Below are 22,610 nucleotides of genomic sequence, written 5' to 3'. Positions count from 1 at the left end.
TAACCATGATACTGCACCAATTCATCGACTATGAGCTCCTGCGCCTTATCTGGTGGGTCCTGCTGGGCGTTCTTCTCATCGGCTTTGCCATTACCGACGGCTTCGACCTCGGGATTGGCACGCTCCTGCCCTTCGTCACCAAGACCGAGACAGAGCGGCGCATTGCGATAAATGTCATCGGCCCCACCTGGGAAGGCAACCAGGTCTGGCTCATTCTTGGCGGCGGCGCTATCTTCGCCGCATGGCCGCCGCTTTACGCGGTTTCCTTCTCGGGCTTCTATCTCGCGATGTTCGCAATCCTCGCGGCATTGATCTTGCGGCCGGTCGCCTTCAAATACCGTTCGAAGCGCGATAGCGACCGCTGGCGCAGCGGCTGGGATATTGCTCTTTTCATCGGCGGGTTTGTGCCGTCGCTTATCTTCGGCGTTGCGGTGGGCAATGTCCTCCAGGGCGTTCCGTTCCGCTTCAACAACGACCTTCGCGTCTTTTACGAGGGTACGTTCTTCGGCCTGCTCAATCCGTTCGCCTTGCTGTGCGGCGTGCTTTCGGTCGTGATGCTCATCATGCATGGGAGCGCCTATCTGATGCTGAAGACCGACGGCCCGATTGCCGAACGCGCCCGCAGCTATGGCGCGCTCGCGGCACTCGCGACGCTCGTCCTTTACGCTCTTTCCGGTATCATTCTTTGGCTGGGCGTCGATGGCTACATCATCACGAGCGCGATCGATCCTCACGGCCCGTCAAACCCACTTATAAAAACGGTGGCGGAAGCTCAGGCTGGCTGGTTTGCCAACTATGGCGCCTATCCCGTGCTGCTCATTGCCCCGATACTGGGGCTTGCCGGCGCTGCCCTGGCATTTTACGGCTTTCGCGCAAGGGCGGAAATAGCGACGCTTCTCGTGAGCGCTCTGTCGATCTTCGGAATGATCGGCAGCGTCGGCGTGTCGATGTTCCCGTTCATCCTTCCCTCCTCGCTGGACCCACGGTCGAGCCTGACGGTTTGGGATGCATCTTCGAGCCATCTCACGCTGTTCATCATGCTGGTCGTGACCGCCATCTTCATCCCGCTGATCGTCGCCTACACAAGTTGGGTCTACCACGTGCTCTGGGGCAAGGTAGATGCCAATTCAGTCGATGACAAAAGCGGCCACGCCTACTGATCGAAAGGATCGAATCATGTGGTATTTCTCCTGGCTTCTCGGATTGCCATTCGCCGCGGCCTTCGCCGTCCTTAATGCGATGTGGTACGAACTCGTAGAGGACGATGGGACACGCAAGGACGGCTCCGATCAGCGCAAATGATCATAGCTTTGTTCCACACGTAAGTTTACTGCGGTAAATTGGATTGATTTCTTGCGTTGAATCAATCACCTAGAGCCGGTGTCCATGTGATGGCAATGTCGTTTAGAGCGGCTGACGCCTTCCCGGATTCGCCGGCTCTTCCACAGGCGAAATCCTGTTAACCTTTTGTTAACCCAAAAATTCTTGCCGGATCAGACGAATCGGAGCTTAATGGCGCTTCGTAAAGCGTTTGCTTTGAAAAAGCGCTATTAGAGGTTTCGATTCAAATGAATATCGCAATGCCTCTGCCCAAGTTCGAGTTCGACGACAAGATCCTCGATCAAGGGGCGGAGATCTCCCGCCGGCTGGACCAACTTCGGATGGAAAAGTTTCCTCCGAATGCGAAGAAGACATTGCGCTCCTTTTCGATGGCCGAGGTCGCCCATTATCTCGGCGTCACCCAGAACAATCTGAAGCGCCTGCACCTCGAAGGCAAGGGCCCCGTACCCGCACAGGCAGCGTCCGGTCGCCGTTCCTATACGGCCGAGCAGATGATGGAATTGCGGCACTATCTCGATCGCAACGGCCGCACCGAAGTGAAGAAATACGTGCCGCACCGCAAACCGGGCGACAAGCTGCAAGTTCTAGCCGTTGTCAATTTCAAGGGCGGATCCGGCAAGACGACGACCGCTGCGCATCTTGCCCAATACCTCGCCCTGACCGGACACCGCGTTCTTGCGATCGATCTTGATCCGCAAGCCTCATTGTCGGCTCTGCATGGCTTTCAACCCGAACTCGATCGCAATTTGTCGCTCTACGAATCCATTCGTTACGACGATGAGCGCAAGCCGATCTCCGAGGTCATACTGCCGACCAACTTTCCCGGGCTCGACATCATCCCGGCAAATCTCGAACTGCAGGAATATGAATACGATACCCCGCTGGCTATGCAGGATCGCTCCTCGCTTGAAGGTCGTCAGTTCTTCACTCGGATCGGCAAGGCCCTCGAAGAAGTGGATAGCCGCTACGACGTTGTCGTTGTTGATTGCCCGCCGCAGCTTGGCTATCTGACGCTGACAGCCATGTCGGCGGCGACGTCCGTTCTTATTACCGTTCATCCGCAGATGCTCGACCTCATGTCGATGTCGCAGTTCCTGTTGATGCTCGGCGGGATCCTGAAGACAGTCAAGCAGGCTGGGGCGAAGGTCCAACTCGACTGGTTCCGCTACCTGATCACGCGCTACGAGCCGACGGACATTCCGCAGGCCCAGATGGTCGGCTTCATGCAATCGATGCTGGCCGAGGAGATCCTTTCCAATCCGATGTTGAAATCCACGGCAATCTCCGATGCCGGGCTGACAAAGCAGACCCTCTATGAGGTTGAGAAGAACAGCTTCACGCGATCAACCTATGAACGCGCCATCGAATCGCTGGACGCGGTCAACGCCGAGATCGCAACGCTCATTCACCGGGCGTGGGGACGCTGACCATGCGTGAGGGCTTTACTGCAGTAAAAAACGCGAAATTGAAACGCAGGATCAATTGCTTACAGCTTAGCGGGAGCAGATAGATGGCCCGTAAGGACATTTTCAGCAGTGTCATGAACCCGGCGCCGGTCAAGACCGAGCGCAACAATGCCCTGAATTATGTGGTGAGTGGTGCGTCGCGCTCGATCAAAAGCTCCTTCGAGGAACTCGCCAAGGGAAGCGTCGTCGAACTTGATCCCGATCTCGTCGATGGATCGTTTGTTGCCGACCGTATCGACGAGGACGACGAGGCGTTTCAGGAGCTGCTGACCGCGGTGCGGGAGAGGGGGCAGGACTCCCCCATTCTTGTGCGGCCGCACCCAGCGGCGGCCGGACGCTACCAGGTTGTCTTCGGCCACCGCCGCGTCAAGGTGGCCAAGCATCTCGGCCGGCAAGTCCGCGCCGTCGTGAAGGCGCTCGAGGACCAGGACCATGTGATCGCACAGGGCCAGGAGAATGCGGCCCGTTCGAACCTCTCCTTCATTGAGCGCGCACTGTTTGCAAAGCGGCTGGGCGATCTCGGCTACGATCAGTCCATCATAAAGTCCGCATTGGCGATCGATGCGACGACGTTCTCGAAGATGCAGTCTGTCGGCGCCCACATCCCGGAAGATATCATTCTCGCAATCGGTGCCGCGAAGGCGACGGGACGGGATCGGTGGTGGCAGCTTTCGAAGCTTTTGGAAGTGCCAGACAATGCGGTGAAGGCGATGGCACTCGTCGCGTCGGGTGAACTTGAAGCCGAGACCGGCGACGCGCGCTTTGCGCAACTCTTCGATTTGTTGAGCAAGGCGAACAAGCGTCCCGCGAAGGCCGCTGCTTCGCGCCAGAAGGCTTGGGCGCCCACGGACAAGTCGCTCCGCGTCGATATCACCGACAATGGCAAGGCGTTTACCCTGGCGCTCAAAGCCAAAAACGCTTCGCGCTTCGGATCCTATATTACCGACAGGCTGGAGGAGCTTTATCGCGACTTCCAACAATCGGAAACGGTCAAAAAATCAGGAGATTAACCCGCAAAAGAAAAAAGCCCACCTCAACATCGCTGTCTCGGAAGGCTTCTCTCATATCTCTAGCAGGATCGAGAATCGCATTTCCCCGAATCAGTGTCAAGATATTTTGACGTCGTTCTGGCGAGCGGATTTCTTTTGCCTTTAGAAAGGTAAGAGGCAATGCAGACGGGGAATGCATTCACGACGCCCTTTGGGCGGCGGTCGCTATCGCTTGGCATGCTGGCAACCCAACGCCAGGCCCAAGAGATAGCTCCGGCAACGTCGATCGACAAATGGAAGCTGTTCAGGAGCCTGTGCGAGGCGAGGGCGCTGGTGGGAATTTCGGACCGCGCTCTGGTGGTATTGAACGCTCTGCTGACGTTCTATCCGCAGGCGGAGCTCAGCGAAGCAAACGGGCTTGTTGTCTTCCCGTCGAACGCGCAGCTGTCGTTGCGGGCGCACGGAATGGCTCCCGCCACATTGCGTCGCCACCTCGCTGCCCTGATCGAAGCGGGGCTCATTTTCCGCAAGGACAGCCCCAACGGCAAACGCTTCGCACGCAAGGCGCGGGGAGGGGAGGGTGGTGAAGCATTCGGCTTCTCGCTGGCTCCCTTGGTGGCGCGGGCCGAGGAACTCGCAGGAATGGCCGAACAGGTGAGAAGCGAACGGCTTCAGCTGAAACTGATGAAGGAGCGCGTAACGCTGCTCCGGCGCGATATCGTCAAACTCATTGAACTCGGCTTCGAGACTTCGCCCGATCTCGACTGGAGCGTGCAGTACAGGCGGTTTCGCAGTGTCATTGACGGGATTCCGCGTCAAGCGACCATCCACGATCTGGAACCCGCTGTGGATGGTCTGGAATGCATCCACATGGAAGTGTCTAATACCCTGGAGAAACAGTTAAATTCTGAGAATATGAGCGCCAAAGAGTCTCATACTGAGCGCCACAAACAAAATTCAAACACCCAATCCACTTCTGATCTTGAACCCGGCTTTAGAAAAAACCAGGGGGCAAAAGTCGTGGATCAAACGGGAAGCATGACAGAGACAAAGCAGTCGGCATCAGACAAGATGGCCAGAAGCGCGCAGACGCCGGAAACTGCACAGACCGACAGGCCTATCCCGCTTGCATTGGTTCGCCAGGCATGCCCGAGCATTGCCGCCTATGGGCGCGACGGTATTTCAAGCTGGCAGGACCTGATGGCCGCGGCCGTGGTCGTGCGCTCGATGCTTGGGGTGAGTCCTTCGGCCTATGAGGAAGCCTGCGATATACTGGGCCAGGAAAATGCGGCGATTGTCGTAGCATGCATCCTCGAAAGGGCAGACCATATCAATTCGGCCGGCGGTTATCTGCGTTCCCTGACGGACAAGGCGGCACGCGAGGAGTTTTCGGTCTGGCCGATGCTCCTTGCTCAGCTGCGGGCCAATGGCAGCCACGTTCAACTGGTGAACACATGACGAAGGCCGGATTTATGACAGCCACCGCTGGCGAAGGAACATATGGAGGTGCCAATGGAGCGGAAGTGAACGTCGTGTTGCCTTCCGCTTCGGCAAAAACATTAACCTAAACAGAGGATTAACGAGCGGGCTGCGTTTGACCCCCGGGGGCAGAAAGCTGCGGTCACTCGTTGCCGCCAACGGCACAGATCGTGGACCGCGTGAGGAACCGCACTTCACGCCCATTGTCGAGCGAGAACATGCCACCCCGTCCTGGAACGACATCGATGATCAGGTCGGTGTGTTTCCAGACATCGTACTGGGAGGCGCTGATATAGACCGGCGCGCCGCCGATCTCGCCAAGCTTGACGTCCTGGTCACCGATAATGAAATCGCCTTGCGCATAGCACATGGGCGAAGAACCGTCGCAGCAGCCGCCGGACTGGTGAAAGAGGATCGGCCCGTATTCTGATTGCAGGGTCGAAATCAATTCGAGCGCAGCAGGGGTGGCGGTGACTTTTTCTTCCATGGGAGCCTCCAAGTGAAATTGATGGCGCCGGCCTTCCAGCGCCATCAATGATCCAACCGGTCAGAAGAAGCCGAGTTTCTTTGGACTATAGCTCACAAGCATGTTCTTCGTCTGCTGGTAGTGGTCAAGCATCTTCAGATGATTTTCCCGGCCGATGCCGGACTGCTTGTACCCGCCGAACGCGGCATGCGCCGGATAGGCGTGGTAACAATTGGTCCACACGCGTCCGGCCTGGATGGCGCGGCCAAAGCGATAGCAGGTATTGGCGTCGCGGCTCCAGATCCCAGCGCCGAGGCCGTAGAGCGTGTCGTTGGCAATCGACAAGGCCTCGTCATTATCCTTGAAGGTGGTCACGGATACCACTGGACCGAAGATCTCTTCCTGGAAGATGCGCATGCGGTTGTGACCCTTGAACACCGTCGGCTTGACATAGTAGCCGCCCGCAAGATCGCCTGGAAGTTCGTTGCGGCCGCCACCGATTAGGACCTCGGCGCCTTCCTGCCTGCCGATGTCCATGTACGAGAGGATCTTCTCGAGTTGTTCGCTGGAGGCCTGCGCGCCGATCATGGTCGCTGGATCGAGCGGGTCGCCCTGGACGATAGCCTCAACGCGCTTCAACGCACGCTCCATGAACTTGTCATAGATTGCTTCATGAACGAGGGCGCGGCTCGGGCATGTGCAAACCTCGCCCTGATTGAGCGCGAACATGACGAAACCTTCGATCGCCTTGTCGAAGAAATCGTCATCCTCGGCCGTGACATCCTTGAAGAAGATGTTGGGTGATTTGCCGCCGAGTTCGAGTGTGACGGGAATGAGGTTCTGGCTGGCATATTGCATGATGAGGCGGCCAGTCGTCGTCTCGCCGGTAAATGCGATCTTGGCGATGCGCGGGCTGGAGGCGAGGGGCTTGCCGGCCTCAAGGCCGAAGCCGTTGACGATATTGAGAACGCCTGGCGGCAGAAGGTCGCCAACCAGCTCAGCGAAAACGAGGATCGATGCGGGTGTCTGTTCGGCAGGCTTCAGCACGACGCAATTGCCGGCAGCGAGCGCGGGAGCAAGCTTCCAGATCGCCATGAGAAGCGGGAAGTTCCACGGAATGATCTGGCCAACGACGCCAAGGGGTTCGTGGAAATGATAGGCGACCGTGTCGTGGTCGATCTCGGAAATGCCACCCTCCTGGGCGCGGATGGCGCCGGCGAAATAGCGCAGATGGTCGATCGCCAGTGGCAGGTCGGCCGCGGTCGTTTCGCGAATGGGCTTGCCGTTGTCCCAGGTTTCGGCTTCGGCCAGGATGTCGAGGTTGTCTTCCATCACCTGGGCGATCTTGTTGAGGATGACGCTGCGCTCGGCCGCGCTGGTACGACCCCAGGCCTCCTTGGCGGCATGCGCTGCATCGAGTGCTGCTTCGACATCGCTGGCATCGGAGCGGGCGATTTCGCAAATTACCTGGCCGTTCACCGGCGAGGTGTTTTCGAAATATTTGCCGGACCTCGGCTCGACGAATTTACCGCCGATGAAGTTGCCGTATCGCGACTTGAATTTGGGTTTGACTGTGCGGTTGAACTCTACCTTGTTCATGTGATTTCCTCCCTGACGCGAGCCGGTTTTGACGAACTCGCGCGTTAAATACCGCCTCGTGCGGCAGGGTTGGAGCATCAGCGAGAAAGCCCGGCCTGTCAGCCGGGTGCCAGCAACATGACAGCGCGAGTGTCGCAGATCTGAGACAATTGCCCGCGCTAATTGAGTCCGAGGCGCTTAAGCTTCCGATGCAGCGTGGCGCGGCTCATCCCAAGCATTCCGGCCGCAAGGGAAACATTACCCCCTGCATTGCTTAGGGCGCGGCGGATGACGCTGCGCTCGGCCGAGGCGAAACCGCGTTCGGGATCGATCTCCTGGCCAAGGAGATTGGCGGCCGGCAGCGGACCGCTGAGGCTTTCATCGGTTAAGCCGAAGACGTGGCGTGCGGACCGTGACGCGCCGATGACGAGATCGTCCTGGTCGACGGCAATCAGCGCATTGACGACGCGATCGCCGGCAATATTGTCGCCGGCCATGACGATGCGCGCCTTGGGAAAAGCAAGACGGAAATTCTCGGCCTCGACCCGGCGCGCCGCATCGACGACCGCCATGGCAATAAGCTTGACAAAGTCTTCCGTGAGATCGGACCGCGCCGACGAGACATCGATCACGGCCATCAAGCGACCGCGATGGTCGAAGATGGGCGCGACAGTGCAGGAAAGGGCGGTGTTGCGGCTGCGAAAATGCTGGTCGCGGTGGATGGTCATCGATCGTTGCTCGGCGATGGCGGTTCCAATCCCGTTCGTGCCTTCGCTTTCTTCGCTCCACACGGCTCCCGTCCAAAGGCCGATCTTGTAGAACGTCGTATCGTCACCAGCATAGCCACGACGATCGACAGGCACGCCCTCCTTGTCGGCGAGGAGAACGCAACAACCGGCACCGCCGACGGCAGTATAGAGCCGGTCGAGGGTTCCGGACGCCGTGTCGATCAACGAACCGAGCCGCTCACGCGCTTCCGATAGTTCGCGGTCGGTCAAAACGTTCGGTGGCGTATGTTCCTCCGGGTTGAGCCCATAGAGGCGCATGGACCGTCCCCACGATGCGACAAGTGCTGACTGCGCCGCAGCATCGCCGGCAAGCGCCGTTTGGATGTGTTCCGCGTGCAAGCCCTCATGCAGTCTTCCCATGCTCTCCTCCCAGAGTGCTGGCGATCCGCCGATCCATAGCAGCATAGGTCGCGGCAGTCCGCCGTCAAGTCGGCAACAGCTAAAGTGTTAGGCTGGCGTCGCCTCGGTCGATGTCGCGCCGCAGGATGATCGACGTCGTTACATCGTCGACCTGATCCATCGTCGCGACCCTGTCGCGAATTGTGTTGAGGTGATTGATCGATGGCACTTCGATTTCGACGATCAGGTCAAGTTGGCCGCTGACTGACGAGACACGCCGAACTTCGGGATAGGCGGCAAGGCGGTCGAGGACGCCGAGCGAGGGCGTGCGAACCAGGCTGATGAGTAGAAAGGCGCAAATCAGCCCTTCGTTCAGCTGGCCGATATCGGCGCGATAGCCGCGAATGACACCTGACTTTTCGAGAAAGAGTATCCTTTCGCTCGTCGCGCTGCGCGAAAGACCGATCTCGCCGGCGAGAGTCTTGATGGGAATTTTGGCATCGCGCGAAAGAATGCTGAGGATCGCGCGGTCCTTGTCATCAAGCTCTTTCATTGCACTTTCATCCTCGCCGACCAAATGCCGGTCAGGGCCGTCAAAACGACGATCAAACCGGCGGATTAACGGATGCCCCATTTTTTGGCCCATGCCAAGCTTGAAGAAAATGGAGCCTGCGCATGATTGATCTGTCTCATCCGGCACCGTCGTTCTCGGACGCGGAAGCTCTCACAATCGCTCGTGAGCACTTCGGTATCGAAGGCCGGATCAGCCCGCTTGCCAGCGAGCGGGACCAGAATTTCAGGATCGATGCGAACGAGGGTCATTCCTTCATCCTGAAAATCGTCAACGCCAGCGAGCCGCGTGACCAGAGCGATTTTCAAACGGCATTGCTTGAGCACCTTGAGAAGCACGCCTGCGAACTTGCCATGCCCCGGCTGCGCCGCACCTTGACCGGCCTTGCGCTCGCAAGCGTCGAAGGGCCGAGCGGCGAGCATCACGCCGTTCGCATGGTGTCCTGGCAGATCGGCGAACCACTCGCGACAATGGAGCGAACGCCCGCAACGCTTGGCAATCTCGGCAAAGTTCTCGGCGAGTTGGACCGGGCAATGCAGGGCTTCATCCACACCGGCGCGCTGCGAACTTTCGATTGGGATATTCGGGCGGCGGGGTTGTCGCGGCAGCGAGTGCAATATGTCAACGACGCAGGCGATCGCGCCTTGCTGGAACGCTGGCTCGATCGCTTCGAGCGTGATGTCGCCCCGCGCCTGCCTGCCTTGCGCGCTGCCGTCATTCACAATGATGCCAATGACTGGAATGTGCTGGTCGACGCCTCCGACCCCACTCGCATCGCCGGCCTCATCGATTTCGGTGATGCACTGCACAGCGTGCTGATTGCGGAGGTCGCCGTTGCCTGCGCCTACTCCATTCTTGAAGTCGAGGACCCGATCGGAGCTGCCGGGTTGATTGTTGCAGGTTTCAACGCGCAGTACCCGCTTCTGGAGGAGGAAGTCGACCTGCTCTTCGACCTGATTGTAATGCGGCTCGTCATCAGCGTAACCATGTCGGCACAGCGCAGCGACAAGACTGCCGAAAATCCGTATCTGCAAGTGAGCGAGGCACCTGCCTGGAACTTGCTGCGGCGGCTCGACCGGATGAACCCGGGTCTTGCCACCGCGATCCTGCGACAGGCCTGCGGCTACGACGCATTCCCCGGCGCAAAAGCAATCGCCCGTTGGATAGAGGAAAACAACAAGTCCTTCCAGCCGATTCTTGCAACGCATCCGGCGCGGCTCGCCAAGGGCATCGTGCCATATGGCGATCCACAAAACCCGATGACCATGCTTTCGGCTGGAAAGGAGCCCGAGAAGGCGACCGAGTGGTGGGATGCCTATGCTGGTGACCAGAAGATTGTGCTCGGCATCGGTCCCTGGGGGGAGGAGCGCTCGGTCTATACCGGCACGATGTTCGAGTCGCGCTTCATTGCAGGAACACGGCGCACCCGGCACCTCGGGCTCGATCTCTTCATGCCTGCCGGGACGAAGCTCTTTACCCCGATCGACGCCATCGTCAGCGAAGTGATGATCGAAGAAGACCCCCTCGGTTATGGCTGTCTGGTTAAGCTAGAACACCGGCCGGAAGGCTGTCCGCCATTCGCGACGCTCTGGGGGCACCTCGCGCATGAGGCAGTCGGTCGTTTGCGCCCTGGTGAAAAACTCGCCGCCGGCGACCTGATCGGGGAGATGGGTGGTCCTTCGGAAAATGGCGGTTGGGTGCCCCACCTGCATCTCCAGCTGTCGGTCGACACGCAGTTGGCGGCGATGGAGATACTGGGTGTGGGCGAGCCGGCATTTCTCCCGGTCTGGGCCGAGCTTTTCCCCAATGCCGCAGCCTTTGCGGGATTGCCGCCGGAGACGTTCGAGCAGTCAGGGCGGAGCCGGAGCGAGATCGTTGCCGAGCGCAAGTCCATCCTTCTGCCCAACCTTTCCATTTCCTATGCCGAGCCGATCAAATTTGTCCGCGGGGAGGGCGCCTGGCTGATCGATGATCGCGGCAGGGCGTATCTCGACTGCTTCAACAATGTCTGCCATCTCGGCCATGCCCATCCCGATGTCGTGGAGGCATTGCGCACACAGGCCGGAATTCTGAATACGAACACGCGCTATCTCCACGACAACATCGTCGATTACGCCGAGCGACTGACAGCGACCCTTCCCAGTGACTTGTGCGTTGCAACCTTTGCCTGCAGCGGCAGCGAGGCGAACAGCCTGATGTTGCGGATGATGCGCGCCCATACGGGCCGCGAGGAGGCGATCGTGCTCGATTGGGCGTACCACGGCACGACCCAGGAGCTTATCGATCTCAGCCCCTACAAATATAAGCGAAAAGGCGGCAAGGGACAGAAGTCGCACGTCTATGAAGCGACTATACCTGACACCTACCGCGCGCCAGCCGATTGGCCGGCGGATAAGATCGCGCAGCGGTATGCCGAAAGTGTTGCCGAGCAGATCGCGTCGATGCGCAAGGCCGGGAAGGGACCGGGCGTCTTCCTTGCCGAGTCCATCCCGAGCGTGGCGGGACAGGTCTTCCTGCCCGAAGGCTACCTTAAGGAAGTCTATGCCATGGTGCGCGCCGCCGGCGGAATTTGCGCGGCGGATGAGGTGCAGGTCGGGTTCGGGCGCGTTGGGAGCCATTGGTGGGCCTTCGAGACGCAAGGCGTCGTGCCCGACATCGTCACCATGGGCAAGCCGATCGGAAACGGCCATCCGATGGCAGCCGTGGTGACGACCCGCGAGGTGGCTGCCTCGTTCAATAACGGGATGGAATATTTCAATACGTTCGGTGGTAATCCCGTTTCCTGCGCGGTCGGGCTTGCCGTGCTCGACGTGATCGAGCGTGACGATCTGCGCGGCAACGCGCTCTCGATCGGCAACTATCTGCTCGAGCGTTTCAGGGCGATGCAGGCGCGTTATGAAGTGATCGGCGACGTTCGCGGCCAGGGTCTGTTCCTCGGCATCGAACTTGTTACCAATCGCAAGACCAAGCAACCGGCCACGGAGATTGCCCGCACGATCAATAACGGGGCAAGGGAGCGGGGCGTGTTGATGGGAACCGAGGGACCGCACGACAACGTGCTGAAACTGCGTCCCCCGATGATTTTCAGCCGCGCCAATGCGGATCTGCTGATCGAGGTCATGGAGGAGACCTTCGCAGCGGTCATGGCCGAGGCATAAAAGGCGCAAGGCCCGGCACAGTCTCCAGCAGGCGACGCCGGTAAAATCTCTAACATCGAAACCATTGGGTCTTCGGACATGTGTCCGGCGGCACGGACAGGCTTTGCCTGCCAAAACGAGGGAGAACACAATGAAACTGACATCCGTTATTGCACTGCTGCTGGCATCGGCAGCGTTCGCGGCATCGCCAGCGTCGGCAGATACGCTCGCAACGATCAAGGAGCGTGGCAAGCTCAATTGCGGCGTGAGCGAAGGCGTGCTCGGCTTTTCCAACGCCGACGACAAAGGCGTCTGGACGGGCTTCGACGTTGATTTCTGCAAGGCCGTGGCGGCAGCCGTCCTCGGCGATCCTACCAAGGTGACCTATGTTCCGCTTTCGACGAAGGCGCGATTTGCGGCTCTTCAGTCAGGTGAAGTCGATCTCCTGTCGCGCCAGACAACGTGGACGCAGTCGCGCGATACCGGCATGGGCATGCGCTTCGTCGGGACGATCTATTATGACGGCCAAGGCTTCATGGTGAAGAAGTCCGTCGGCGTAAAGAGCGCAAAGGAACTCTCCGGCGCGACGCTATGCACCGAAACCGGCACAACCACCGAAATGAACGCCGCAGATTTCTTCAAGGCGAACAACATCAAGTACGACATCATCTCGTTCGAAAAAGCCGATCAGACGATTGCTGCATTCAATACGGATCGCTGCGACGTCTATACGACAGACGCCTCCGCGCTCTATGCGCAGCGTCTTGTCCTGACCGATCCGGATTCATCGCTGGTATTGCCGGAGATCATCTCCAAGGAGCCGTTGGGACCGGCCGTCCGCCAGGGCGACGACCGTTGGTTCGGCATAGTCCGGTGGACCTTGTTTGCCCTGATCAACGCGGAGGAACTCGGCGTCACCAAGGATAACATCGCGGCGCAGTTGGAATCCGACAATCCCGAAGTGCGCCGCTTCCTTGGTGCGGAAGGCAATACCGGGGAATCCATGGGTCTCGACCAGAAGTGGGTTTATAACATCGTCGCTGCGACCGGTAATTACGGCGAGATGTTCGAGCGCAGTCTCGGCAAGGGCAGCCCGCTCAAGATTGATCGCGGCATCAACGCCCTGTGGAACGCCGGCGGCCTGATGTACGCCCCGCCGATCCGCTAAAAACGGAAATCCCCTTCGTTCATTGGAGGGGGTTTCATGCATCCTGTTTCTCAAGAATATGGAACCAGACCAATGCGTTGATCATTGGTCTGGTTGAAGGCATCGCCTTCTGAGCGTCATACTGGGCGCGTACCCTCCCGATCGTATCCGAGAAACAGGAATAGAGACATGGCTATCCGAACACTCGTCTGGGGCGAAAACGTTCATGAACAGACGAATAAGACCGTTGCCGGGATTTACCCCGAAGGCATGCACACACAGATAGCAAAACTTCTTGCCGCGGACGAAGAGATTTCCGTCAAGACAACGACCTTGCAAGAGCCTGAGCATGGTCTGACCGAATGGGCGCTCGGTGAAACCGACGTGCTGGTTTGGTGGGGGCACCAAGCCCATGGCGATGTCGGCGATGAGATCGTTGAACGGGTGGCAAAACGCGTATGGGAGGGCATGGGGCTGATCGTTCTCCACTCCGGCCATTTCTCGAAAATTTTCAAGCGCCTGATGGGTTCGCCTTGTGCCCTCAATTGGCGCGAGGCCGGCGAGCGTGAGCGGCTCTGGGTTGTCAATCCGGGTCATCCCATTGCGCGGGGGCTTCCTGCCTATTTCGAGATCGAGAACGAGGAAATGTATGGCGAACCGTTTTCCGTGCCCGAACCGCTCGAGACGGTGTTCGTATCGTGGTTCCAGGGCGGCGAGGTCTTTCGTTCGGGTCTGACCTATCGCAGGGGCGCGGGCAATGTGTTCTATTTCCGGCCGGGTCATGAGACTTATCCGACCTATCACCACGAGACGGTTGGTCTCGTTCTGCGTAACGCCGTGAACTGGGCCTATAATCCTGAGCGGTATCCCACTATAACAACCGCGCCGAATGTGCCGGTCGAGAAGGCGCTCGAGCCGATCGAGGCGCGGGGCGGCAGCGTTCACGCCGAAGGCCAGGAAGGCTTTCGCTGATATCGCTGATTGGCATCAGGAGCAGGTGGGTCGATGCGTCTTTTGATCTTGGGTACCGGCCAGATGGCTAATGCACATGCGCGCAGTTTCGCCGAGATCGGGACGGTGACGCTTGCAGGCGCCGTGGATGTCGATCCCGCTCGCGCCGAGGCGTTTCGCGCGAAATACGGTATCGAAAAGGCGTTCACCTCGCTGGCAGACGCACTTGCCTGGGGAAACTTCGATGCCGTTGCAAATGTTACGCCCGACAGCGCGCATTATTCGACGACCCTGCAATGCCTCGCCGCCGGCAAGCACGTCTTCTGCGAAAAGCCGCTGGCCACGAATTCCGTGGATGCGATGGAGATGGCAGAGAAGGCCGAATCCGCCAATCTCGTCGGCATGGTCAACCTGACCTATCGCAACGTGGCCCAGTTGCAGGCGGCGCGCAAACTCGTCACGAGTGGCCGGATCGGCACGGTCAAGCATGTCGAGGCGTCATATCTGCAAAGCTGGCTGGTCTCGAAGCAATGGGGCGACTGGCGCACGGAAAGCCAGTGGCTATGGCGCCTCTCCAAGAACCATGGCTCCAACGGCACCCTGGGGGACGTCGGCGTCCACATCCTTGATTTCGTTGTTTATGCAACGGACACCGAAATTGACGAAGTGTTTTGCCGGCTAAAAGCATTCGACAAAGCCGAGGGCAATCGTATCGGCGAATATGAACTCGATGCCAATGACAGCTTCACCATGAGCGTGAGCTTCAAGAACGGCGCCCTCGGCGTGGTGCATTCCAGCCGCTGGGCGACAGGTCATGTGAATGAACTGCGGCTGCGCGTTTATGGCGACAAGGGATCGCTCGAAGTGCTTCATCGCCATGACGGTTCCAGGCTTCTTGTTTGCCTTGACGCCGATATTGAGACCGCAACGTGGAGGGAGATCAATGTCGATCCGGTTCAGACGAACTATCAGCGCTTCGTCGAGGCCGTGGCCATCGGCCTGACCCTCGAGCCGTCTTTTCGCCACGCGGCCAGGCTGCAAATGGCGATTGACCTTGCAAACGTCACCGAGAGTGACCGCCGCGAGCACCGCCTCTCGACCTGAATCGCTATCCGGAAAACTTGTCCGTCGATGTTTCGTAGAGAACGTTGCCGAATTCGGCATCGACGCCGACCAGACTGACGTCATAGCCCCACAGGCGACGGACATGGCGCAAGGTCGCATCCCGGGTGCTTTCGCTGAGCACAATGCCGTCGCGAGCCGTATGCTGCAGCCGCAGGTGGCGATTACCGAGCAGATCGACATCGACGACCTGGATGTTGGGCTGGTTCATGCCGATGTCATAGCTGCGGGCGAGGGAGCTGCGAATTTTTTCATAGCCCCGTTCGTTATGGATAGACGCGACCTGGTAGTGCTTTTCCTTCGATTCATCATCGAGAGCGAAAAGCCGCATCTTGCGGATGAGCGCAGGGCTCAAATATTGCAGCAGGAATGATTCATCCCGGTGATTGGCCCAAGCATCGAGCAAGGTGCCGCGCCAGTCGCCATTGCCGGCAAACTCGGGGAACCAGTCGCGGTCCTCGGCCGTCGGTTTGGTACAGATGCGCTCGATATCCTGCATCATGGCGAAACCGATCGCATAAGGGTTGAGTCCCGAAAAACGCGGATCGTCAAACCCTGGCTGGAACACCACATTGGAATGGCTATGAAGCATCTCCAGAAGGTGGCCTTCGCTTATCTTTCCCCGGTCGAACAGCATGTTCATGATCGTGTAGTGGACAAACGTTGCGCAGCCCTCATTCATCACTTTGGTCTGCCGCTGCGGATAGAAATACTGGGCGACGACACGGACGATGCGCAGGATCTCGCGCTCCCATGGTTCGAGGATCAGGCTGTTCTTCTCGAGAAAATAGAGAAGGTTCTCTTCCGGCAGGTTGAGGGCTTTCTTGCGCTCCTGCGCCTCCATTTCGGCCTCGGTCGTGTCCTCGCTTTGCCGTGGCTGGGGCAAGGTTCGCCAAAGATCGCTGAAAATCTTTTCCTCATATTCCAAGCGCTCGCGAACGCGCGCCTGTTCCTTGGCCGAGGAAATGCGGGGCGGGCGGCGGTAACGGAAAACCGCCTGATCCATCAGGGTATGCGCTGCGTCGAGAATGGATTCGACGGCCGCAAAACCATATCGTTCCTCGCACCGAGACACATAGCCCTTGGCGAATTCCATATAGTCAAGAATTGCGCTGGCGTCGGTCCACTGCCGGAAGAGGTAGTTGTTCTTGAAGAAATGGTTGTGGCCGAAGGAGGCATGGGCGATGACCAACGCCTGCAGGGCCATCGTGTTTTCTTCCATCAGATAGGCGATGCATGGATTGGAATTGATGACGATCTCATAGGCGAGGCCGCGCCGGCCCTTGCGGTAGAGGTATTCCTCGTAGACGAAATGCTTGCCGAAAGACCAATGCTGGTAGATAAGCGGCATGCCGTTGGACGAATAGGCATCCAGCATCTGTTCGGAGGAAATGATTTCGAGCTGATTGGGATAGCAGTCGAGCCCGAGATCATCGAGGGCGACCTCCTTGATCGCGTCATACGTTCGGGACAAAGTATCGAAGGTCCAGTCGGACCCGGTGAACAGAAGGTCGGAAGCGCCCGCACTCTTACTCATCTATGACCCCGCTCAGCCGTTCTTGGCGGAAGATGGTTGCTTGGCGAAGAGCTGGCGGAACACCGGGTAGATGTCGCCTGGCTTGGCTATTCGCGTCATCTGGAAGTTTCTCCAATTTTCCCCGACCTGTCGATAGGAACGCCACAGCGAGGTACCATTGTCGGTCGAGCGGAATATGGCGCTCTCGCGTTCGTCCAGAATCTCGACATAGGCATAATACTGGCAAAGCTTCATGATCTCTTTGTTCAACAGATTGACGCAATGTTCGGAATCGCCCGCGAGGTTGTCGCCGTCCGAAGCCTGGGCGGCATATATGTTCCAATCCTGGCTCGGATAGCGCTCAAGGATAATGCGCTGCATTTCCTCCAGCGCGGTCGATACGACCGTGCCGCCGCTTTGGGTGCTGCGAAAGAACGTCTCTTCATCGACTTCGTGCGCCTGATGGGTGTGGCGGATGAAAACGATGTCGATGCGCTCGTAACGCCGTTTCAAAAACAGGTGGAGAAGTACGAAGAAGCGCTTCGCAAGATCCTTCTCGCGCTCGCCCATGGAACCTGAAACATCCATGAGGCAGAACATCACGGCGCTTGCATTCGGCAAGGGCTGCGGCTCGAAGCGATTGAAACGAATATCGACAGGGTCGATATAACCAACCACTTTGCGCCGGCGCTCGAGACGTTCCAGTTCGCTGCGCATTTTCGCAAGGCGCTCGAAGGAAGCGCTGCCGGGCTTCGGGTGCTTTGCTTCGAGTTCCTCGATTTCCCTGGCGATTGCTTCGACCTGGGCAAGCTTGGGACGCTGCAGTGCGATGCGGCGGCCAAAACTGTTCCGCATGGTTCGCCCGACATTGATGTTGGTCGGGGCGCCGGCAATGGTAAAACCAGCACGGCGCGAGCGAAAGGTAACGGCCTCCTTGAGACTGGACTTGATCATGTCCGGAAGTTCGAGGTCTTCGAAGAAAAGATCGAGGACCTCCTCGCGCGACAGCACGAACTGGAAATCATCCTCCATGTCGCCTTCGGATGCAGCACCCTTGCCTGCACCCGTGCCGCCGCCCTGACCGGGTTTGGCGAGGCGGTCACCGGCGGTAAATTCCTTGTTGCCGGGCAGTACGTGTTCGCGCCTGCCGCTGCTTCGATCCGCCTGAAAGCTGGGCTCGCTGGTGCCGTCCAGTGGAAAGGGAACGCTGTGGCCCGCATCCACATCGACGATCTTGCCCGACTTTATCTTTTCATGGACGACGCGCTTCAGCTCTCCGCGCGCGCGGCGCAGAAAGCGTTGGCGATTGCTCAGGCTCTTGTCCTTGGGATTAAGGCGGCGATCGATGAAGCTCGGCATGCAAGCACCTTTCTTCGGCGATCACCCCGCCTTGTTCACGCGCATGTACCAATCCACCAGTCGACGAACCTGCCGTTCCGTATAACCCCGCTCGACCATGCGCTGGACGAACTCCGTATGCTGCTTCTCGGTGGCGCCATCCTTCTTCGAACCGAAGCTGATGACCGGCAGCAGATCCTCGACCTGGCCAAACATGCGCTTCTCGATGACTTCGCGCAACTTTTCGTAGCTCGTCCAAGACGGGTTGCGGCCATTATTTTTGGCCTTGGCACGCAGGGTGAACTTCACGACCTCGTTGCGGAAGTCCTTGGGATTGGCAATGCCGGCCGGCTTTTCGATTTGCGACAACTCACCGTCGAGAATGCCTCGATTGAGAATCTGGCCGGTATCGGGATCCTTGTAGTCCTGGTCCTCGATCCATGCATCGGCGTAGGCGATATAACGGTCGAAGAGGTTCTGGCCGTATTCGCTATAGGATTCGAGATAGGCCTTCTGTATCTCGTGGCCGATGAACTCCGCATAACGGGATGCGAGTTCGGATTTGATGAAATCGAGGTAGCTGGATTCGATCTCCTGCGGGAACTGCTCGCGCTTGACCGACTGTTCGAGCACATACATCAAGTGGACAGGGTCAGCCGCAACCTGCTTGGTGTCGTAGTTGAAAGTTTCCGAGAGAACCTTGAAGGCAAAGCGCGTGCTGATGCCGTTCATGCCTTCATCGACGCCTGCGGCGTCACGGTACTCTTGCACCGATTTCGCCTTAGGATCGGATTCACGCAGGTTCTCGCCGTCATAGACGCGCATCTTCGTATAGAGCGGCGAATTTTCGTGCTCCGCAAGCCGGGTTGAAACCGTAAAGCGGCTGAGAATTTCCAGCACTTCCGGTGCGCAGGGATTGTTGACGAGTTCGCTCTCACGCAGCAGCTTTTCGTAGATCTGCTTTTCTTCCGTCACCCGCACGCAATAGGGCACCTTCACGACAGACATGCGGTCGAGGAAGGCCTCGTTGTTCTTGTTGTTCTTGAACTGGAGCCATTCGGATTCGTTCGAGTGGGCAAGAATGATCCCCTGGAACGGGAAGGCGCCGAAATTCTCGGTGCCGTTGTAGTTGCCTTCCTGTGTCGCGGTCAGCAGCGGGTGCAGGACCTTGATCGGCGCCTTGAACATTTCGACGAATTCAAGCATTCCCTGCGTGGTCCGGTTAAGGCCGCCGCTGTAGGAGTAAGCGTCGGGGTCGGCCTGGCTGAAATTCTCGAGCTGGCGGATATCGACCTTGCCGACGAGCGATGAAACGTCCTGGTTGTTCTCGTCGCCAGGTTCGGTCTTGGCGATGCCGATCTGGCGCAGCCGCGACGGAGCAAGCTTGACGACACTGAACTTGGAGATGTCACCGGCAAATTCGTCGAGCCGTTTCGCCGCCCAGGGGGAGATCAGCCCGTTGAGGCGTCTGCGGGCAATGCCGTATTTGTCTTCGAGGAGGCCAGCCATGCGATCAGGCTGGAACAGGCCGAGCGGCGATTCGAAGATGGGGCTTATCTGGTTGCCGGCCTTGAGGGTGTAGATGGGGCGGCGCTCCATCAATTGCTTCAGTCGTTCGGCAAGTGAAGACTTACCTCCTCCAACAGGCCCGAGCAGATAAAGTATCTGCTTACGTTCTTCCAGACCTTGCGCGGCGTAGCGGAAATAGCCGACAATGCGTTCGATCGTGTCTTCCATGCCGTAGAAATCGGCAAAGGCCGGATAGATCTTGATGGTGCGATTGAGATAGATGCGGCCGAGGCGTTCGTCGGTACTGGTATCGACCAGGGTCGGTTCGCCGATGGCATCGACCATGCGTTCGGAAGCGGTGGCAAACATTTTGGGATCGTTGCGGCAGGCCAGCAGATACTCTTGCAGGCTCATCTCTTCCTGCTTTTCGCTGCTGTAGATCTCTGAGAAGAGACTGAATACGTCAGATGCCTGCGTTGTCATTTCCAACCTCCAGCCGCATGCAAGTTCGAAGGAACTTGAGCTGAAGGGGCCGCCCCTCCGCTCAGAGGATTGCATGCCGTATCGTTACACTGTCAGGTGAGTCGCTCCACTGTGCAAGACACTAATTGTTGTTATCTTGTGTAGATGCAATTTAGGCACATAGTTGTGTCTGCAATGAGGTGAGGATCACCTTTCGTCGTCTGTCCTTCACCAAAGATGTAAGTAGTCTCTCTGGCAAATTGTATAGGTAACGACAAACAATCTGCGTCAATATGTCAGAAAAGTGGAGCAACGGCGGTCAAGCTGTGCCGGTGGTACCATAAGCCAGCGATTATGACGGCGGCAGAACTCCTTCGCTTTTCTGCACGAGCAACATAGTTATGCGGCTTCGTTGCGGTTCATTGCTCCTTGAACGCGATCTGTTATGTTTTTAACAGTTGTCACAAGGGTTGAGGGGACGAAACGCAATGGTAAGCCGCAAGGCACGGCGAATAGCAGATCTTTCGGGAGCGCTCAGGGCGCGGCGGGTACTGCGTCTCAAGGATGCAGCCCTGCTGCTCAACGTTTCGGAAATGACCGTCCGCCGCGACGTTGCTGAAAATCCCGACCAGTTCGGCTACCTTGGCGGCCATATCGTTCCGGCTGGCGATTTCTGGAACGACAGTCCTTACGATTTGTCGCAGGCGGTGGACACCCATGCCGCCGCCAAGGTGAAGGCCTGCGCTCATGCCGCCAGATATATTCGCCCCGACGATACGATCTTTATCGATTGCGGCACGACGCTGCTCAGCCTCATCGACCATGTTCCCGCCGACTACCGGATCACCGCCATCTGTTATGCGCTTAACGTCGCCGAGCGGCTGACGCGGCGCCCGAATATCAGCCTGGTGATGCTGGGCGGACTTTATTACGCTTCGTCCGCGTCGTTTTCCGGCGATTCCGGCCTTGAAACCCTCTCCAAGCTTGGCATCAATACTGCGTTCATTTCGGCTGCCGGACTGGATATGAGCCGGGGCGCGTCTTGCGCGCACTTTCATGAAGCACCGGTCAAGCAAAAAGCGATCGAGTTTGCTGAAATGAGCCTGCTTGTCGCCGACAGCAGCAAAATGGGCAAGGTCAAGCCCGTTCTGTTTGCGCCGGTGGCGGCCTTTCAGGCGATCATCACCGAGGAAGGCGAGATCGATGTGGCCAAAGCCCCTTGACGTCATGACCATTTTGATGGAAAAATAACAAAAACTGATATTATTCTAACAATGATGGCGAAGGCCGGTGCGAATGTTCTGGTCTGTCGGCGCGAAGCGCTTATGCTAGACTCGCATTCGCTGGAGGAAGTTTTCTCGTGGAAAAAGCCCGGATTATCACTGCATCAGGCGATAGCGGGGTTGTGGCAGCCGGTTCCCTGCCAACGAGGCTGGTGGACCACGCCAGGACGAATGGCTGGCCGCGCAATCCCGGCATGGAACTCGACCTTTCCTGGGTGCTTGACGCGCGGGTCAACCTTTCCGCTGTCGAGCGCCGTGTCGCAAGCCTTCCCGGCAGGCGTACGGTCAAGAAGGACGCCCAGGCAGCATGGCTATTGAAGGCGGTCACCTGTATCGACCTGACGACGCTCAACGGCGACGACACGGCCGAACGGGTCAAACGGATGTGCGCCAAGGCGATGCACCCGGTACGGCAGGATATTCTAGACGCTTTGGGCATGGGCAGCCGGTCGATCACCACCGGAGCCATCTGTGTCTACCATCGCTTCGTAGGGACGGCGGTGGAAGCCCTCGGGGATTCCGGCATTCCCGTCGCGGCTGTCTCGACCGGTTTTCCGGCTGGGCTCAGTCCGCACCATCTCAAGGTGAAGGAGATCGAGGCGTCGGTTGCCGACGGCGCAAAAGAGATCGATATCGTCATCACCCGCGAACATGTGCTCACCGGCAACTGGACAGCACTCTATGCGGAGATGCGGGACTATCGCAGGGCCTGCGGCGATGCGCACGTAAAGGCGATCCTCGCCACCGGGGACCTCAAGACCTTGCGCAATGTGGCGCGTGCCTCGCTCGTCTGCATGATGGCCGGTGCAGATTTCATCAAGACATCGACCGGCAAGGAAGGCGTCAACGCAACGCTGGCTGTTACGCTGGTGATGCTGCGCATGATCCGCGCCTATGAGGAGCGCACGGGGTTCAAGATAGGCTACAAGCCGGCTGGCGGCATTTCTGCGGCAAAGGACGTGCTGAATTATCAGTTCCTCATGAAGGAAGAACTCGGCCGGGAGTGGCTCGAGCCCGATCTCTTCCGCATCGGCGCATCAAGCCTTCTTGCCGACATCGAGCGGCAATTGGAACATTACGTTACGGGCGCCTATTCCGCGCTCAACAGACATCCGATCGGATAATGCC

18 protein-coding genes are annotated in these 22,610 nt (G+C 58.3%); 11 read left to right on the top strand and 7 right to left on the bottom strand.

Features of this window, described 5'->3' with window-relative positions:
- The first annotated feature begins 5 nt into the window (after positions 1-5).
- The 5 genes from cydB (at position 6) to repC (ending at position 5,254) form a co-directional block, all read left to right on the top strand.
- Positions 6-1,160, top strand: a complete 1,155-nt coding sequence (gene cydB / locus BLR72_RS21570; RefSeq protein ID WP_091951882.1) for a cytochrome d ubiquinol oxidase subunit II — start codon at positions 6-8, stop codon at positions 1,158-1,160.
- Positions 1,161-1,176: 16 nt separating this feature from the next.
- Entirely contained in the window at positions 1,177-1,302 is a 126-nt protein-coding gene (gene cydX, locus BLR72_RS21565; protein ID WP_091951880.1) for a cytochrome bd-I oxidase subunit CydX, read from the top strand.
- Between the two features lie 266 nt (positions 1,303-1,568).
- Positions 1,569-2,768 (top strand): plasmid partitioning protein RepA, encoded by a 1,200-nt coding sequence (gene repA, locus BLR72_RS21560; RefSeq protein WP_091951878.1) that lies wholly within the window; start codon positions 1,569-1,571, stop codon positions 2,766-2,768.
- Between the two features lie 83 nt (positions 2,769-2,851).
- On the top strand, positions 2,852-3,817 hold the full coding sequence (repB, locus tag BLR72_RS21555; protein WP_091951876.1) for a plasmid partitioning protein RepB: 966 nt from the start codon (positions 2,852-2,854) through the stop codon (positions 3,815-3,817).
- A gap of 159 nt (positions 3,818-3,976) precedes the next feature.
- Positions 3,977-5,254 carry a plasmid replication protein RepC gene (gene repC / locus BLR72_RS21550; RefSeq protein ID WP_091951874.1) on the top strand — a complete coding sequence of 426 codons (1,278 nt, stop codon included), beginning with the start codon at positions 3,977-3,979 and terminating at the stop codon, positions 5,252-5,254.
- Positions 5,255-5,417: 163 nt separating this feature from the next.
- Here repC and BLR72_RS21545 read toward each other — a convergent pair whose 3' ends face one another.
- The 4 genes from BLR72_RS21545 to BLR72_RS21530 form a co-directional block, all read right to left on the bottom strand.
- Positions 5,418-5,762, bottom strand: coding sequence for a DUF779 domain-containing protein (locus BLR72_RS21545; RefSeq protein ID WP_091951873.1), 345 nt, complete (start codon positions 5,760-5,762; stop codon positions 5,418-5,420).
- A 60-nt stretch (positions 5,763-5,822) separates the two neighbouring features.
- Entirely contained in the window at positions 5,823-7,340 is a 1,518-nt protein-coding gene (adh, locus tag BLR72_RS21540; RefSeq protein WP_091951871.1) for an aldehyde dehydrogenase, read from the bottom strand.
- 158 nt (positions 7,341-7,498) lie between these two features.
- Positions 7,499-8,467, bottom strand: a complete 969-nt coding sequence (locus BLR72_RS21535; RefSeq protein WP_091951869.1) for a GAF domain-containing protein — start codon at positions 8,465-8,467, stop codon at positions 7,499-7,501.
- Positions 8,468-8,546: 79 nt separating this feature from the next.
- Positions 8,547-8,999 carry an Lrp/AsnC family transcriptional regulator gene (locus BLR72_RS21530; protein WP_091951867.1) on the bottom strand — a complete coding sequence of 151 codons (453 nt, stop codon included), beginning with the start codon at positions 8,997-8,999 and terminating at the stop codon, positions 8,547-8,549.
- Between the two features lie 122 nt (positions 9,000-9,121).
- Between BLR72_RS21530 and BLR72_RS21525 the strand changes: the two genes are divergently transcribed.
- The 4 genes from BLR72_RS21525 to BLR72_RS21510 all read left to right on the top strand — a co-directional run bounded on the left by BLR72_RS21525 (position 9,122) and on the right by BLR72_RS21510 (position 15,356).
- The gene (locus BLR72_RS21525) at positions 9,122-12,175 is read left to right on the top strand and encodes an aminotransferase class III-fold pyridoxal phosphate-dependent enzyme (RefSeq protein ID WP_091951865.1); all 3,054 of its coding nucleotides are present in this window, start codon (positions 9,122-9,124) and stop codon (positions 12,173-12,175) included.
- Between the two features lie 130 nt (positions 12,176-12,305).
- Positions 12,306-13,322, top strand: a complete 1,017-nt coding sequence (locus BLR72_RS21520) for an amino acid ABC transporter substrate-binding protein (RefSeq protein ID WP_091951863.1) — start codon at positions 12,306-12,308, stop codon at positions 13,320-13,322.
- 168 nt (positions 13,323-13,490) lie between these two features.
- Entirely contained in the window at positions 13,491-14,273 is a 783-nt protein-coding gene (locus BLR72_RS21515; RefSeq protein WP_091951861.1) for a ThuA domain-containing protein, read from the top strand.
- Between the two features lie 33 nt (positions 14,274-14,306).
- Positions 14,307-15,356 carry a Gfo/Idh/MocA family protein gene (locus BLR72_RS21510; protein WP_091951859.1) on the top strand — a complete coding sequence of 350 codons (1,050 nt, stop codon included), beginning with the start codon at positions 14,307-14,309 and terminating at the stop codon, positions 15,354-15,356.
- Between the two features lie 4 nt (positions 15,357-15,360).
- On the opposite strand, the gene BLR72_RS21505 is transcribed toward BLR72_RS21510, so the two are convergent.
- The 3 genes from BLR72_RS21505 to BLR72_RS21495 are packed head-to-tail and all read right to left on the bottom strand — an operon-like array spanning position 15,361 to position 20,220.
- Positions 15,361-16,911 carry a SpoVR family protein gene (locus BLR72_RS21505; protein WP_091951857.1) on the bottom strand — a complete coding sequence of 517 codons (1,551 nt, stop codon included), beginning with the start codon at positions 16,909-16,911 and terminating at the stop codon, positions 15,361-15,363.
- Positions 16,912-16,923: 12 nt separating this feature from the next.
- The gene (locus BLR72_RS21500; RefSeq protein WP_091951855.1) at positions 16,924-18,249 is read right to left on the bottom strand and encodes a YeaH/YhbH family protein; all 1,326 of its coding nucleotides are present in this window, start codon (positions 18,247-18,249) and stop codon (positions 16,924-16,926) included.
- 21 nt (positions 18,250-18,270) lie between these two features.
- Positions 18,271-20,220, bottom strand: a complete 1,950-nt coding sequence (locus BLR72_RS21495) for a PrkA family serine protein kinase (protein WP_027232938.1) — start codon at positions 20,218-20,220, stop codon at positions 18,271-18,273.
- A gap of 467 nt (positions 20,221-20,687) precedes the next feature.
- On the opposite strand from BLR72_RS21495, the gene BLR72_RS21490 reads away from it, so the two are divergent.
- Positions 20,688-21,422, top strand: coding sequence for a DeoR/GlpR family DNA-binding transcription regulator (locus BLR72_RS21490; protein WP_091951853.1), 735 nt, complete (start codon positions 20,688-20,690; stop codon positions 21,420-21,422).
- 254 nt (positions 21,423-21,676) lie between these two features.
- On the top strand, positions 21,677-22,606 hold the full coding sequence (gene deoC, locus BLR72_RS21485; protein WP_244506796.1) for a deoxyribose-phosphate aldolase: 930 nt from the start codon (positions 21,677-21,679) through the stop codon (positions 22,604-22,606).
- The last annotated feature ends 4 nt before the right edge of the window (positions 22,607-22,610 follow it).

Source organism: Phyllobacterium sp. YR620 (assembly GCF_900104165.1).
Taxonomy (GTDB): Bacteria; Pseudomonadota; Alphaproteobacteria; order Rhizobiales; family Rhizobiaceae; genus Phyllobacterium; species Phyllobacterium pellucidum.
The sequence above is the reverse complement of the archived record's forward strand: the minus strand, read 5'-3'. Positions and strand labels throughout refer to the sequence as shown.

Excerpts from the sequence above, each read along its gene's own strand:
- cydB (WP_091951882.1), top strand. The coding sequence starts at position 6 with ATGATACTGCACCAATTCATCGACTATGAGCTCCTGCGCCTTATCTGG.
- cydX (WP_091951880.1), top strand. The coding sequence starts at position 1,177 with ATGTGGTATTTCTCCTGGCTTCTCGGATTGCCATTCGCCGCGGCCTTC.
- repA (WP_091951878.1), top strand. The coding sequence starts at position 1,569 with ATGAATATCGCAATGCCTCTGCCCAAGTTCGAGTTCGACGACAAGATC.
- repB (WP_091951876.1), top strand. The coding sequence starts at position 2,852 with ATGGCCCGTAAGGACATTTTCAGCAGTGTCATGAACCCGGCGCCGGTC.
- repC (WP_091951874.1), top strand. The coding sequence starts at position 3,977 with ATGCAGACGGGGAATGCATTCACGACGCCCTTTGGGCGGCGGTCGCTA.
- BLR72_RS21545 (WP_091951873.1), bottom strand. The coding sequence starts at position 5,762 with ATGGAAGAAAAAGTCACCGCCACCCCTGCTGCGCTCGAATTGATTTCG.
- adh (WP_091951871.1), bottom strand. The coding sequence starts at position 7,340 with ATGAACAAGGTAGAGTTCAACCGCACAGTCAAACCCAAATTCAAGTCG.
- BLR72_RS21535 (WP_091951869.1), bottom strand. The coding sequence starts at position 8,467 with ATGGGAAGACTGCATGAGGGCTTGCACGCGGAACACATCCAAACGGCG.
- BLR72_RS21530 (WP_091951867.1), bottom strand. The coding sequence starts at position 8,999 with ATGAAAGAGCTTGATGACAAGGACCGCGCGATCCTCAGCATTCTTTCG.
- BLR72_RS21525 (WP_091951865.1), top strand. The coding sequence starts at position 9,122 with ATGATTGATCTGTCTCATCCGGCACCGTCGTTCTCGGACGCGGAAGCT.
- BLR72_RS21520 (WP_091951863.1), top strand. The coding sequence starts at position 12,306 with ATGAAACTGACATCCGTTATTGCACTGCTGCTGGCATCGGCAGCGTTC.
- BLR72_RS21515 (WP_091951861.1), top strand. The coding sequence starts at position 13,491 with ATGGCTATCCGAACACTCGTCTGGGGCGAAAACGTTCATGAACAGACG.
- BLR72_RS21510 (WP_091951859.1), top strand. The coding sequence starts at position 14,307 with ATGCGTCTTTTGATCTTGGGTACCGGCCAGATGGCTAATGCACATGCG.
- BLR72_RS21505 (WP_091951857.1), bottom strand. The coding sequence starts at position 16,911 with ATGAGTAAGAGTGCGGGCGCTTCCGACCTTCTGTTCACCGGGTCCGAC.
- BLR72_RS21500 (WP_091951855.1), bottom strand. The coding sequence starts at position 18,249 with ATGCCGAGCTTCATCGATCGCCGCCTTAATCCCAAGGACAAGAGCCTG.
- BLR72_RS21495 (WP_027232938.1), bottom strand. The coding sequence starts at position 20,220 with ATGACAACGCAGGCATCTGACGTATTCAGTCTCTTCTCAGAGATCTAC.
- BLR72_RS21490 (WP_091951853.1), top strand. The coding sequence starts at position 20,688 with ATGGTAAGCCGCAAGGCACGGCGAATAGCAGATCTTTCGGGAGCGCTC.
- deoC (WP_244506796.1), top strand. The coding sequence starts at position 21,677 with ATGGAACTCGACCTTTCCTGGGTGCTTGACGCGCGGGTCAACCTTTCC.